Below are 14,997 nucleotides of genomic sequence, written 5' to 3'. Positions count from 1 at the left end.
CAACATGCAAAAATTAATTTCGGTTGTAGTTCCTATGTACTTCGAGGAAGAAGTAGCACAGGAATGTTATAATCGTTTAAAGTCCGTTATGCTTCAAAATGATATTAATTACGAGTTTGTCTTTGTAAACGACGGTAGTACAGACCGTACAATGGAAATCTTATCTGAGATTGCAGCAAATGATTACCGTACAAAAATCGTTAATTTTGCGCGTAACTTTGGACACCAAGTAGCCGTTACAGCTGGTATTGCTGCTGCAAAAGGTGACGCTATTGTAATCATAGATGCAGACTTACAAGATCCACCTGAAGTGATTCCTGAACTTATTGCAAAATGGGAAGAAGGATATGAAGTTGTTTATGCAAAACGTAAACAACGTAAAGGTGAAACTTGGTTTAAACTTTTAACAGCTAAATATTTCTATAAATTCCTAAACTACATGTCTGATATCGATATCCCAAAAGATACTGGTGATTTCCGAATCATCGATCGCAAGGTAGCTGATGTTTTCAATCAAATGACTGAGCGAAATCGCTTCATCCGCGGTATGATGTCTTGGGTTGGCTTCCGCCAAACGTATGTTGAATATCAACGCGATGAGCGCTTTGCTGGTGAAACAAAATATCCATTAAAGAAAATGATTAAATTTGCATCTGATGGCATTATTGCATTTTCGACAAAGCCATTACGCATCGTTATGTCTTTAGGTTTATTATCAGTTCTTATTTCTATAATTGTCTTACTATATACAATTACTGTGAAAATTCTCGGGCATGATACACAAACAGGTTGGGCATCTATTATGGTTGCTATTACATTCTTTAGTGGTATTCAGTTATTTGGCCTTGGCATCGTCGGCCAATATATTGCTCGTATTTATGACGAAAGTAAAAACCGTCCGATTTATATCGTAAAAGAAACAATCAATATTGAGCAAGAAGAGACTACACAAACAAAAGAAAAAGTGAATGCATAAAAAAAAGGTAACAATGAAAACTGTCATTGTTACCTTTTTATATTGTAATATCCCATAAGTCGTAAGCGAAATTCTTTTAAATTTGGATATACTTCTAAATTAGACAGCATTCCTTGGATGACCGGAATCCTTGGATTTGGTAATCTCATTTCCGCCTCCAAAACATCTAGCGTAACAAGCAATTCATCATCTTCTAATTGATCAGCTAATGTACGTTTAAAAACAATGATTTCTTTTAAAAAATGTTCCTTAACCTGCTCCTTAATAAGCTCTGATTTACAAAGGAATTCTCCAAGCTTTTCTTCATGTAACACGGGTTCTTCCAAAGATTCTACCAACCCATCTACTAAATCATCCACTCTTTTCAAAATAAACGCAGAGACATACGATAAGTCAACTTCTGGTGCTTGTAAAATGATTAGTTCTAAATATCCACGGCATATGCCCTCTACCATAATTACTAAATCTAATAAATATGGAATAACCTTGTCACCATAAATAGACAGTAAACTATTCCGATAAAATGCGTGAGACTCTAACTTCATCCGCATCATAAACTCTTCCACTTCTTTATTAAAAGGAATAGCATTTTCCCTCGCATGCATAATAATAAATTCTTTATGCTTTTGTATATCGTTAAACTGGCAATGCAATTGTTTTGCAAATTTTTCACGTGGTAATAATGATTCTTTATCAATATCCATCATTTTATTTTGAATCTTGTCATAGTAATATCGAAGTATTGCTAATAAAAGCTCATCTTTCGATTTAAAATATAAATAGAAAGCTCCCTTAGATATGCCACAAGCTCTCACAATTTCCTGCACTGATGTTGCATTTACACCCTTAGTCGCAAATAACTTCATAGCCATCTCTATAATTAAGCGCTCTTTTTCTTTCATATCTTCTCTCCTAAACTTAATCTCGCATCTTATCATGAATTTATTATACCATCTCTTTTCATTGACGACTGACCAATCAGTCAGTTATATTATGTATTAGACTGACCAGTTGGTCAATACAATAAAAAGGGAGCGCAAACATGAACAAAATCATTAATTTCTCGTTAAAAAATAAGTTCGCAGTTTGGCTACTAACCATTATTGTTACCATTGCAGGTATTTATTCTGGGCTTAATATGAAGCTGGAAACAATTCCTGATATTACAACACCGGTTGTAACAGTAACTACGGTTTATCCTGGTGCTACACCAGAAGAAGTAGCTGACAAAATTTCAAAACCAATGGAAGAGCAACTGCAAAATTTAAGTGGTGTAAATGTTGTTAGTTCATCATCTTTTCAAAACGCATCTTCTATTCAGGTAGAATATGATTTTGATAAAAATATGGAAAAGGCTGAAACAGAAATTAAAGAAGCTCTCGCAAATGTGAAACTGCCAGAAGGCGTAAAGGATCCGAAAGTTTCACGTGTAAACTTCAATGCCTTTCCAGTTATTTCGTTAAGCGTAGCAAGTAAAAATGAATCTCTAGCTACCTTAACTGAAAATGTAGAAAAAAATGTTGTTCCAGGATTAAAAGGGCTTGATGGGGTCGCATCTGTTCAAATTTCAGGTCAACAAGTAGATGAAGTACAACTTGTCTTCAAGAAAGATAAGATGAAAGAATTAGGTTTAAGTGAAGATACTGTAAAAAATGTAATTAAAGGATCGGACGTATCTTTACCACTTGGCTTATATACATTTAAAGACACGGAAAAATCAGTTGTTGTAGATGGAAATATTACAACAATTAAAGCATTGAAAGAAATGAAAATCCCAGCTGTTCCTTCATCACCGAATGGTCAAGGTAGTCAAAATGCTGGAGCTGGTACACAAATGCCGCAAATGAATCCAGCCGCTATGAACGGGATTCCGACAGTTACATTAGACGAAATTGCTGACATTAAAGAAGTCGGAAAAGCAGAATCTATTTCTCGAACAAATGGAAAAGAAGCAATTGGAATTCAAATTGTAAAAGCTGCTGACGCGAATACAGTTGATGTTGTAAATGCAGTGAAAGATAAAGTAAAAGAACTTGAGAAAAAATATAAAGACTTAGAGGTTATTTCAACATTCGACCAAGGTGCACCTATTGAGAAATCAGTAGAAACAATGCTGAGCAAAGCCATTTTTGGTGCTATCTTTGCGATTGTTATTATTATGCTGTTCCTACGAAATATCCGAACAACATTAATCTCTGTCGTTTCCATACCACTTTCGTTATTAATTGCTGTATTAGTCATAAAGCAAATGGATATTACGCTTAACATTATGACACTTGGAGCAATGACAGTCGCTATCGGGCGCGTCGTCGATGATTCCATTGTTGTTATTGAAAATATTTACCGACGTATGTCATTATCAGAAGAAAAACTACGCGGAAAAGATTTAATTCGTGAAGCTACGAAAGAAATGTTTATTCCAATTATGTCTTCTACTATTGTAACAATTGCTGTATTTTTACCGCTTGGACTAGTAAAAGGTATGATCGGTGAAATGTTCTTACCATTCGCCTTAACTATCGTCTTCGCTTTATTAGCATCATTACTAGTAGCAGTTACAATTGTACCAATGCTAGCTCATTCTTTATTTAAAAAAGAGAGCATGAGGGAAAAAGAGGTACATCATGAAGAAAAACCAAGCAAATTAGCAAACAGTTATAAACGCATACTTGCATGGGCTTTAAATCACAAAATTATTACATCAAGTATCGCTGTCCTTCTATTAGTTGGTAGTCTTGCACTTGTGCCAACTATCGGTGTAAGCTTCTTACCAGCTGAAGAAGAAAAAATGATCATTACAACGTACAATCCTGAACCAGGTCAAACGTTAGAAGACGTTGAAAAAATTGCAACAAAAGCTGAAAAGCACTTCCAGGATAATAAAGACGTCAAAACAATTCAATTCTCATTAGGTGGAGAAAACCCAATGAGCCCTGGTCAATCAAATCAAGCAATGTTCTTCGTACAATATGATAACGACACGAAAAACTTTGAAAAAGAAAAAGAACAAGTCGTTAAAGATTTACAGAAGATGTCTGGAAAAGGTGAATGGAAAAACCAAGATTTCGGAGCGAGTGGCGGTAGTAATGAAATTAAACTATACGTTTACGGAGATAGCTCTGAAGAAATTAAGCCTGTCGTAAAAGATATTCAAAATATCATGAAGAAAAATAAAGACTTAAAAGATGTAGACTCTAGTATTGCAAAAACGTATGCAGAATACAGTTTAGTCGCAGATCAGGAAAAACTAAGCAAAATGGGGCTAACGGCTGCACAAATCGGAATGGGACTTTCTAATCAACATGATCGCCCTGTTCTGACAACAATTAAAAAAGACGGTAAAGATGTCAATGTATATGTAGAAGCTGAAAAGCAAAATTATGAAACAATCAATGACTTAACAAATCGTAAAATTACAACGCCACTTGGTAATGAAGTGGCTGTGAAAGATGTTATGACTATAAAAGAAGGGGAAACTTCGAATACAGTGAAACACCGTGATGGCCGTGTTTATGCAGAAGTAAGTGCAAAACTAACATCTGATGACGTTTCAAAAGCATCTGCCGCGGTTCAAAAAGAAGTAGATAAAATGGATCTTCCTTCCGGCGTAGATGTTTCTATGGGCGGCGTTACAAAAGATATTGAAGAATCATTCAAGCAACTTGGCTTAGCGATGTTAGCTGCGATTGCGATTGTATACTTCGTTCTTGTCGTTACATTTGGTGGTGCTCTTGCACCATTCGCAATTTTATTCTCGCTACCATTTACAATTATTGGAGCTCTTGTTGCCTTATTAATCTCTGGTGAAACGTTAAGTGTCTCTGCAATGATCGGTGCGCTTATGTTAATCGGTATCGTTGTAACAAACGCAATCGTGCTTATTGACCGCGTTATTCATAAAGAAAATGAAGGTCTATCAACACGTGAAGCTTTATTAGAAGCTGGTGCAACACGCCTTCGTCCAATTTTAATGACTGCAATTGCAACAATTGGGGCTCTTATCCCGCTTGCATTAGGATTTGAAGGTAGCGGCTTAATTTCTAAAGGACTTGGTGTAACAGTAATTGGTGGATTAACAAGTTCAACGTTATTAACACTTCTTATTGTCCCAATCGTTTATGAAGTATTAAGCAAGTTCAAAAAGAAAAAAGTAAAATAACAAAAAATAACCTCGCTAACTGCGAGGTTATTTTTGATTTCCAAACAAGATTAAGAAATCACCATAGCCTTCTCTCTCTAATTCCTCTTTAGGAATAAATCGAAGAGCTGCTGAATTTATACAATAGCGAAGCCCATTCGGTCCTGGACCATCTGGAAATACATGCCCAAGATGGGAATCTCCTTCTTTACTTCTCACTTCCGTACGAGTCATATTATGACTCACATCCATTTTTTCTTTCACACTTGCTGCCATAACTGGTTTTGTAAAACTAGGCCATCCACATCCACTATCAAATTTATCTATAGAAGTAAACAACGGTTCACCTGAAACGATGTCTACATAAAGGCCCTCCTCTTGATGGTTCCAATACTCATTTCGAAATGGTGGTTCGGTACCATTCTCTTGTGTTACATAAAACTGCATCTCATTGAGTTTTTCCTTTAAATGATCATTATCCTTTGGCCAATGTTGCTTAATAAATGCATCTCGTCCTGAACCCTTACGGTATAACTCGTAGCGGAATGTGTTTTTCTTATGATATCCTTGGTGATATTCTTCAGCCGGATAAAACGTAGTAGCTGGTAATATTTTTGTCGCAATCGGCTTTGAAAAACGTCCACTCTGTGCAAGCTCTTCTTTTGAAGCGTCTGCCTTTTTATGTTGTTCTTCATTATGATAAAAAATCACTGTTTCGTAAGACTGTCCACGATCGTGGAATTGCCCACCTACATCAGTCGGATCAATTTGTCTCCAATATATATTTAGTAACTCTTCATACGGCATTTTGGTTGCATCAAATGTAATTTGTACTGCCTCATAATGTCCCGTCGTTTCCGAGCACACTTCTTTATACGTTGGATCCTCCTTATGACCACCTGTATAGCCAGAAACAACCTTTATAATCCCTTCCATCTCTTCAAATGGCGAAACCATACACCAGAAGCACCCTCCAGCAAATGTAGCTAATTCTACCTTTTCATTTACAGCCATTCTTTCACCCCTATTCTATATTCTTCTTACAGTATGGCATAAGAAACATCATGTTATAAAAGAAAAAGCATCGAACATCGATGCTTTTCTCTACTTCACTTTATTTTTTTCCAAGTCCTTCTCCATTTCATCACTTGTCACATCTAAGACATCTAATAAGAAAATGAAGATTGGAATACCGATAATTAGTCCCCATACACCTAAGAAGTGTTCTGAGAAGATTAATACCATAAATGTATAGAAAATCGGTAAGTTTGTTTTTTGCGACATAAACTTCGGATTTAACACGTAACTTTCAAGCGCATGAATGACTGTTACGATAATTAAAATATAAACAACGTACATAATACCGCCGATATTGTAGGCAATCATACAAAGTGGGAATAACGAAATGATAACCCCAGCTACTGGAATTAAACCGAGTAAGAAGATCATTAACGCTAAACCTAATAATTGTGGGAATCCTAATATCCATAATGCAATAACGGATAAAACACAGTTAACAACTGCAATTAAAAATTGTGCTTCGATTACTTTTCCGAATGAACGTGCAAATTTCTTACCGAAGTACTCAATTTCAGTATAGAAAATTGCAAGTCGGCTTTCTTTAAATTTTGCAGTAAAAGCAACGATACGAGATTTCTCCAGCAGGAAAAATAAACTTAAAATTAAAGAAAGTAAAACTTGAAGTCCGAACTTCCCGACATTTGTAATCGATTTATACAAAATGTCTACACCTTGTCCTACATATTTAGAAAATTCCATATGATTGACAGCATTAACTGCATACTTAATTAATTCACTATCCGGTGGGTTTCTTAAAAATACGTTAAATTGATAAATCAATTGTGAAATTTGTATCGTTAATACTGGTAAATATTTAAATAGCGTAATAGCAATTCCACCAATTAACATGACATATAGAAATGCTATAATGAGCTTTCGATTGATGGGCATAAAATGATCTAATTTACGAGAAATAAATTTTTGGAATCGATCCATTAAATACGTGAGAATAAACGTAATTAAAATTAAATTCAACATGCTTTGCAGCCCGTATAATACGAGAGCAAGTATTACTAATACGAGTAACCTCTGAAATCCTTTGCTTTGAAACAGGTTTTTTATTTGCATAATCGACGAGTACTCTCTCCTGTCCTATAAAGTAAAACGTTAATAAGTAGATTTTTCTCTCTTTTCTACTTTTAATTATTCATTCATATTAAGATTTTTATAAGCTCATTATACGCCTACCTTAGCAGGTCTATAGTAGCTTACTTCTTATTTTACAATACAATGACCTAATTCAAAACGTATTCTACATAGTATTAATGAAGATTTAAGGAAACTTACATTTTGTTAAAGATAGGTCTTACCACTACTGTAACATAAAAAGCAAGCTATCAGTAGAAATCTGTCCTACAAATAGCTTGCTTTTCTCATTTTTTTAAGTAAGTTTTACTATCCAATAAACGGCATGAACATTGGTATGACAACTACTGTTACAACCCCTACTACCGTTACAGCAATGCTTGCCATAGCTGCCTCTACTTCACCCATTTCAATTCCTACTGCTACTCCTAATGCGTGACCTGCTGTTCCAAGCGCTAAACCTTTTGCAATTGGATGTTTCACTCTAAATGTTTTTAAGAATAATGCTCCTAATGCGTATACGATAACTGCGTTAAAAATAACTGCAAACGATGTAATTGCTGGTATACCACCAATACTTTCAGAGATTGGTAACGCAATTGCTGTTGTTGCTGCTTGCGGTAACATTGAATTCATTACTGCTGTATCTAGACCAATTGCTTTTGCAACAATGAACACGACAATTACTGAACAAATAGATCCTACTACGATAGCTGATAAAATTTGCCACCAATATTTTTTCAACTTATCAACTTGTTTATATAACGGAATTGCAAAGGCAATTGTTGCTGGTTCTAAGAAGAAACTAATCATTTTTCCGCCAGTATTATACTCTTCAAAGGTAAAGTTACCTACCTTTAAAAAGACAATCCCTAATACCATCGCTACAAATAATGGTGTGAATAAGAAGAATCCTTTAGAATGCTTAAATAATAATGTGCCGATTCCGTATGCGATTAATGAAACGACGATTCCGAAATATGGAGTCATTGTGCTTGCCATGTTCATTACCTCCTAACAATATATACTAAAATGGTTACGCAACCTTTCCGTGCTTGCGTCCTTTATTTACTACTTTCAATTCTTTTGTATCTTCTGTTTCTTTTTCATCTTTTCCTAAAATAAATTGTGCAAATAATCCTGTTACAGCGAGTAAAATAATTGTTGCGACAACAATTACAGTTAAGATTTGTACAAAATATTGTCCCATTACACCAAGAGAATTAATAACTGAAATACCTGATGGGACGAAGAGAAATCCGATAATACCGGTTAAAGCTGTTCCAAGTGATTCAACTTGCTCCAATTTAATTACTTTTAAACATAATAGACTAAATAAAATGACTAACCCGATTACCGATGAAGGCATCGGAATTGGTAAATGTGTTGCAATAATATTAGAAATTAACATAATAGCTGAGAATATGAATGCTTGTGATAAGAAACTATATACCTTTTTCGTACTCATTTTGGCCACCTCTTTCGATTTGGTACCTTTATTGTATAGGATATAAACGACTGAGTAAGCGTTTACATAGCGGAACGTCAAATATACAGAATCAGTTGCAAATATAAAAGGATGAAATACAAAAGCTGCTTCTTAAATACGAAGCAGCTTCTTGAGTTCTTTAGCATATGTACGGCTAACAGGTACTTTTGATCCTTCTTTCATGATTAAATTGTAAGTAGAATTGAACCATGGCTGAATTTCAGTAATATGATTAATATTTGCAATAAAGCTACGATGGACACGCATAAAACTTGCCTGTGGCAACTTCTTCTCCAAAATCACAAGTGTATCGTGTGTTACATACGTTTCCCTCATTGTTTTTACTGTCACTTTCCCATCTACAAGTCCTACATATACAATATCTTCAATATTCACAAGTACGATTGATTCTTCAATTGGTAATGCTAATTTATGCATCTCTGCTGTTACATCTGTCCCCTTTATTTCGTGCTTCGTTTCTATTTGCGCTTGTTTTTGTTTTTTATACTTCTTTAATGTCTGCACAATACGCTCTTCATCAAATGGTTTTAAAATGTAGTCTAACGCATCTACTTCAAATGCTTGCAGCGCATATTGATCATAGGCAGTAGCAAATACAATTGCAGGTGGATTTTTCATCTTCTTTAATATATTCGCAATTTCAAATCCGTTATCATCGGATAGCTGAATATCTAGAAACACAATATCTGGTTTATTTTTCATCAACTCTTCTAATGCGTCTTCTACACAATCAGCCTCACCTATTATCTCAACTTCTTTCGTTCTCTCTAATAGATACTTTAGTTCATCACGTGCTAACATTTCATCGTCAACTACTAATACTTTTAACAACCTGCTCTTCCTCCCCTATTTTTTTGGGAATAACAAAGGTAATATCCGTCCCCTCATTTAATTCACTTTCGATATGAAGCATCGTTTCTTTCCCAAATAACCCAATAAGACGTTCATTAATATTATATAAAGCTGTTCCAGTCCCTTTCTTTGACGAAACTACCATTCTTCCTAATTGTTCTAAACGTTCTTCCTCAATTCCTTGTCCATTATCTTTTACTTCAAAGTGAACCATACCCTCTTTTTCAAAAACATGCACTTCCACTTCGCATACTGGTTGCTTCTTTGGAAAAGCATGTCGCAATGCATTTTCAACCAATAGTTGAAGAACAAATGGTGGTACTAGGGTTGTCTTTAGCTCATCCTCAATATACATCTTTACTTCATACTTATTGGGGAACCTTGCTTGTTCTAGTGATAGATATGCCTGTACATGGTTTAATTCTTGTTCTAGTGGAATCAATAACTGACGTGCCCCTTGCAAATTACAACGGAAATACACGCTAAGCTGTAATAGTAACTTCCTTGCCTTTTCTACATCCGTTCGGCATAAAGCTGATACTGTATTAATCGCATTAAATAAAAAGTGTGGGTTAATTTGTGCTTGTAATGCTTTTATTTCCGCATCTTGCAATAATTTGCTTTGCAACTCAGCTTCACCTAATTCAAGTTGTGTAGAGAATATTTTTGCTAATCCTTCTGCTAATTCCTCTTCCACACGACTTAACTGGTTAGGATTTTTGAAATATAGTTTTAATGTCCCTATCGTATTTCCATGTGAAGTTAGTGGAATAACGATGGCCGCTTGCAAAGGACAGCCTTCGTGTTGACAATTAATAACCTCACGTGATTTTGCTTTCATTATTTTCCCTGTATTTAACACTTCTTTCGACAAACCAGTTATTAAACTATGTGAAGGAATATGGTGATCTGATGCTAATCCAACGTGAGCTAATATTTTCTCTGTATCTGTTAAGGATACCGCATCTGTTCCTGTAAAGCGGTGAATAATTTGTGCCACATGCTTACATGACTCTTCTGTTAATCCTTGGCGAAAATACGGTAACGTTTTATCTGCAATACGTAATACCTTATGAGTCTGAAGTGCCTTTGCGTTCTCTTCCTGGCGCAAAATAGCTTGTATCATGGAAAGTAAAATAAAACTTCCAAAACTATTTACAAGGATCATTGGTATCGCAATTGTTTTCACAATACTCATTCCATCCTCTACAATCAATAGGATCATAATCATTTCTAAAGAAACGATAAAAACACTTAAAATTGCTGAAAACTTAGGTGTAATTGTACGGTTATATTTTTTAAAAATGTATCCAATATACCCAGTTATAACGCCTGCTAAAATTGAAGAGATCGCACAACTTAGCGCTGTCGTCCCGCCAAGCATATAACGGTGAATACCAGCAATCGATCCTACTCCAATTCCGACGATAGGTCCCCCGAGCAATCCACTAATTCCAACACCCATAATACGTGTATTCGCGATTGTGCTTGATGAAGAAACGCCTTGTAGCCAATTTTCATTCATAATCGTATTTCCTGCTATTTCAATTCCTGTGTAATTGCTTACAATTGTAAACACCGAAAAAATACAAATAAGCTTAAGCTTATCTACATATCCGTCTTGCTTATGAAGAAGGCGCCTGAACGTTTTAATATGCGAAAGTAAAAATCCTAAAATAACAATAAGTCCGACGCGTTCAATCATCATAAGTACTAAATTTAGCATCTGTGATTCATTCCTTTTTATAGTAGTTAGTTTTATTATGGGAAAATAATGAAGTGGGCGTCAAGAAGAATGAAATACCTTTTGAAATATTTTACACATAAAAATCCCCCCTTATTTGACAATATAATAGAAGAGTGCTAAAAATAAAGTAATATAATACAGTCCTTTAACCCAACCCCGTGAGGTTGAGAAGGAAGTCGGAATACAATATACGTATGTTCTTTTTAGGGATACGTATGCTTTTTTGGCCTTCTCATCATATCAGGTGAGAAGGCCTTTTGTTATTCTTCCATAGCGACTGTAGAAGAAAATAAGGAGGAATAATGATGAACGTCACTACTGATGTACAATCAACAACAGAAGAGACGAAAGAGAAAAGATATAAAACACTATTTGGTTCTGCGCTAGGATATGCAGCAGAAGGTTTAGATATGTTGCTCTTATCTTTCGTACTCGTCTACATTTTAAAAGAATTTCATTTAAGCCCTGTTGAAGGTGGAAACTTAACTTTAGCTACCACAATAGGAATGCTAATTGGGTCTTATTTATTTGGATTTATTGCTGATTTATTTGGGCGTATCCGTACGATGGCCTTCACAATCTTACTATTTTCACTTGCAACAGCACTTATTTATTTCGCAACAGATTATTGGCAATTATTAATTCTTCGCTTTTTAGTGGGAATGGGAGTTGGTGGTGAATTCGGGATTGGAATGGCCATCGTAACTGAAACATGGTCTAAAGACATGCGCGCTAAGGCGACATCAGTTGTTGCACTTGGATGGCAATTTGGCGTACTAGTGGCTTCACTCCTTCCAGCATTTATCGTCCCGCATTTTGGATGGAGAGCTGTTTTCTTATTTGGACTCATTCCAGCTTTATTAGCTGTTTACGTTCGCAAAAGTTTAAGTGAACCGAAAATATGGGAACAAAAACAACGATACAAAAAAGAATTGCTACAAAAAGAAGCTGAAGGTAATTTAACAACTACTGAAGTAGAACAACTAAAGCAAATGAAAAAGTTCCCACTTCGAAATCTATTTGCAAATAAAAAAGTAACAATAACAACTATTGGCCTTATTATTATGTCATTCATCCAGAACTTCGGATACTATGGCATCTTTACATGGATGCCAACTATTTTAGCGAATAAATATAACTACACATTAGCAAAAGCGAGCGGTTGGATGTTCATCTCTACGATCGGCATGCTCATTGGAATTGCAACTTTTGGTATTCTAGCCGATAAAATTGGTCGCCGTAAAACTTTTACAATCTATTATGTCGGTGGTACTATATACTGTCTCATTTACTTCTTCTTATTCACAGATTCAACATTATTGCTATGGGGAAGTGCATTGCTTGGATTCTTTGCAAATGGCATGATGGGAGGATTCGGAGCAATTTTAGCTGAAAACTATCCTGCTGAAGCTCGCTCTACAGCAGAAAACTTTATTTTCGGTACTGGACGTGGTTTAGCTGGCTTTGGACCTGTTATTATCGGATTACTTGCTGCAGGTGGTAATTTAATGGGGGCATTATCTCTTATCTTCATTATCTATCCAATCGGTTTAGTTACGATGCTATTATGTGTCCCAGAGACGAAGGGGAAAGTATTAGAATAGATTAAAACTGTACAAGATGATTGTTCGAGAACTATCCCCCTTCAAGAAAAGTAATTGGATAAATAGTAAAAAGGAAGCATCTCATTTAAGATGCTTCCTCTTTTATTTGTTTATTTATTATTTTGATTTACTAGCCTTCTGAAATAAGAAAGCAGTTTTATCTTCTTCTTTTACAATACCTTGTTTTAGTGCTAATTCCCCTGCGACTTTAGGCGCTAGCCATAGCATTGGGAACAACAGAATTGATACTGGTACAGCTGTTACTACGATGAATGATTGCAATGCATTAATACTTCCCTCACCCATGTATAAAAGAATCGCTGCAACTGCGCCCATAATAAGCGACCAAAAAACTCGCAAACTAATTCTAGGATCTCCATCTCCAGTCACTGCCATTGAAATCGAATACGCCATTGAATCTCCTGTTGTCACTACAAATAAAATTGTTAATAAAAGAAATGCAGGTCCAATAATATTGGAGAGTGGCAGTTGCTCTGTAATTGCAATCATAGCCGCTGGCATACCAGATTCACTTAAAGCTGTCGAGATAGAACCAGGATTCATTAACTCATAAAACACACCTGATCCCCCTAGTATAGTAAACCAAAACGTTGTAATAATAGGCGCAATAATTCCAATTGCAACAATGATTTCTCGGATTGTTCTTCCTCTTGAAATTCGGCTCACTAAAATTGCCATCATCGGTCCATATCCAATAAACCATCCCCAGAAAAAGATTGTCCACGATCCTAACCAACCTGTATCACCGCGGTATGTACTCATTGGAATAAATTCATTTATATAAAATCCAAACGAAGAAACAAATGCATCAATAATAAATCCACCTGGTCCAAATAATAATACAAATACCATTAATAGAACTGCTAATCTAACATTTAAATTACTTATAATTTGAATTCCTTTATCAATTCCTGTTACCGCGGATATAGTAGAAACAGCTACTACACAAACAATAATGGCTAATTGAGTAGTAAACACATCAGGAATGTCAAACAATGCTTGTAATCCATAACTTGCTTGTAGTCCTAAAAATCCAATTGGACCAATTGTCCCTGCCGCTACCGCAATAATGGCAAATGCATCGATCATCGTTCCAAGTATACTCTTTCGCAATTTCTCTCCAAAAATAGGATATAAAAGCGTTCGAGGTTTTAACGGCATACCTTTATGATAATGCCCGTACATCATAACTACCGCACTAATTGTACCTAAAATCGTCCAAGCCAGGAAACCCCAGTGCATATAACTTTGTGCTAAAGCAGGCATTACCGCTTCTTTCGTTCCAGCAGTTATACCTTCATGTATTGGTGGCACCGTCATCAAATGGTACATCGGCTCTGCGGCTGCCCAAAAAACGCCACCTCCGGCAAGTAATGTAGACATAATAATAGCGAGCCATTTTGTCGTACTAATCTCAGGTTTTTCTAGCCCCCCAAGTTTAACTCTCCCATATTTCGAAAACGCCATACACATTGCAACAACAAATGTACCAATTAATAAAACCTGCCAAAAGGCACCAAAATATTTAATTGAAGCTGCAAAACTGCTATTAATGACTCCCTCTACGTAACTTTTATTTAAAATAACTGCAATTACAAATAATAAAAGTGAGCCACCACTAATAAGAAATACAGGCCAATCCGTTTTTCGACTCTTCATTCTCATTTACACTTCCTCCTTCCTCAGCAATCTAAAAAAACAACTTTACTATGTTTTATTGTTTACACCCAAAACATAATGATTATATAAGCATAATAATTCATCGATTTTCCACACACTTATGTTGTCCCTAAAAATATGCTAAATCCCTTATTTAAAAGAAAATTCCTATCCCTATTACATAAAAAAGCAAAACAAAAGACCTTATATTTCTATAAGGTCTTCGAAACAGAAATTTGATTATAACATAAGGAACTCCTTGGTTCAAAAACCCCCTTCCAAAAATAACCGATAGTAAAGGCTTCCATTTGCTACGTAACAGTA

11 protein-coding genes are annotated in these 14,997 nt (G+C 35.5%); 3 read left to right on the top strand and 8 right to left on the bottom strand.

The window, feature by feature from the left end; all coding sequences use genetic code 11:
- The first annotated feature begins 4 nt into the window (after window positions 1-4).
- Window positions 5-976, top strand: coding sequence for a glycosyltransferase family 2 protein (locus tag DN390_RS00530; RefSeq protein WP_060633037.1), 972 nt, complete (start codon window positions 5-7; stop codon window positions 974-976).
- A 29-nt stretch (window positions 977-1,005) separates the two neighbouring features.
- On the opposite strand, the gene DN390_RS00525 is transcribed toward DN390_RS00530, so the two are convergent.
- A complete protein-coding gene (locus DN390_RS00525) occupies window positions 1,006-1,878 on the bottom strand; it encodes a TetR/AcrR family transcriptional regulator (protein WP_147806356.1) in 873 nt (290 codons plus the stop codon).
- A 140-nt stretch (window positions 1,879-2,018) separates the two neighbouring features.
- On the opposite strand from DN390_RS00525, the gene DN390_RS00520 reads away from it, so the two are divergent.
- On the top strand, window positions 2,019-5,135 hold the full coding sequence (locus tag DN390_RS00520) for an efflux RND transporter permease subunit (RefSeq protein ID WP_147806355.1): 3,117 nt from the start codon (window positions 2,019-2,021) through the stop codon (window positions 5,133-5,135).
- 27 nt (window positions 5,136-5,162) lie between these two features.
- Here the strand turns inward: DN390_RS00520 and msrB are convergent, their stop codons facing one another.
- The 6 genes from msrB to lytS all read right to left on the bottom strand — a co-directional run bounded on the left by msrB (window position 5,163) and on the right by lytS (window position 11,368).
- Window positions 5,163-6,128: a peptide-methionine (R)-S-oxide reductase MsrB gene (msrB, locus tag DN390_RS00515; protein WP_147806354.1), complete on the bottom strand. Its 966-nt coding sequence runs from the start codon at window positions 6,126-6,128 to the stop codon at window positions 5,163-5,165.
- A gap of 90 nt (window positions 6,129-6,218) precedes the next feature.
- Window positions 6,219-7,262 carry an AI-2E family transporter gene (locus tag DN390_RS00510; protein WP_060633041.1) on the bottom strand — a complete coding sequence of 348 codons (1,044 nt, stop codon included), beginning with the start codon at window positions 7,260-7,262 and terminating at the stop codon, window positions 6,219-6,221.
- Between the two features lie 327 nt (window positions 7,263-7,589).
- Complete coding sequence (gene lrgB / locus DN390_RS00505) at window positions 7,590-8,282, bottom strand: antiholin-like protein LrgB (protein ID WP_000168869.1); 693 nt, start codon at window positions 8,280-8,282, stop codon at window positions 7,590-7,592.
- Between the two features lie 34 nt (window positions 8,283-8,316).
- Window positions 8,317-8,748: an antiholin-like murein hydrolase modulator LrgA gene (lrgA, locus tag DN390_RS00500; protein ID WP_060633042.1), complete on the bottom strand. Its 432-nt coding sequence runs from the start codon at window positions 8,746-8,748 to the stop codon at window positions 8,317-8,319.
- Between the two features lie 132 nt (window positions 8,749-8,880).
- Complete coding sequence (locus tag DN390_RS00495) at window positions 8,881-9,621, bottom strand: LytR/AlgR family response regulator transcription factor (RefSeq protein ID WP_060633043.1); 741 nt, start codon at window positions 9,619-9,621, stop codon at window positions 8,881-8,883.
- A complete protein-coding gene (lytS, locus tag DN390_RS00490) occupies window positions 9,599-11,368 on the bottom strand; it encodes a two-component system sensor histidine kinase LytS (protein ID WP_097951343.1) in 1,770 nt (589 codons plus the stop codon). Before lytS ends, DN390_RS00495 begins: the two co-directional genes overlap by 23 nt.
- A gap of 326 nt (window positions 11,369-11,694) precedes the next feature.
- Here lytS and DN390_RS00485 point away from each other — a divergent pair, with 326 nt between their 5' ends.
- Window positions 11,695-12,993: an MFS transporter gene (locus DN390_RS00485; RefSeq protein ID WP_147806353.1), complete on the top strand. Its 1,299-nt coding sequence runs from the start codon at window positions 11,695-11,697 to the stop codon at window positions 12,991-12,993.
- A 117-nt stretch (window positions 12,994-13,110) separates the two neighbouring features.
- Here the strand turns inward: DN390_RS00485 and DN390_RS00480 are convergent, their stop codons facing one another.
- A complete protein-coding gene (locus DN390_RS00480; protein ID WP_147806352.1) occupies window positions 13,111-14,679 on the bottom strand; it encodes a BCCT family transporter in 1,569 nt (522 codons plus the stop codon).
- Between the last annotated feature and the right edge of the window lie 318 nt (window positions 14,680-14,997).

The sequence above is a fragment of the Bacillus sp. SH7-1 genome (assembly GCF_008042405.1).
Lineage (GTDB): Bacteria > Bacillota > Bacilli > Bacillales > Bacillaceae_G > Bacillus_A > Bacillus_A thuringiensis_N.
Note: the sequence above shows the minus strand (reverse complement) of the source record. Positions and strands in the feature narration are given on the sequence as shown.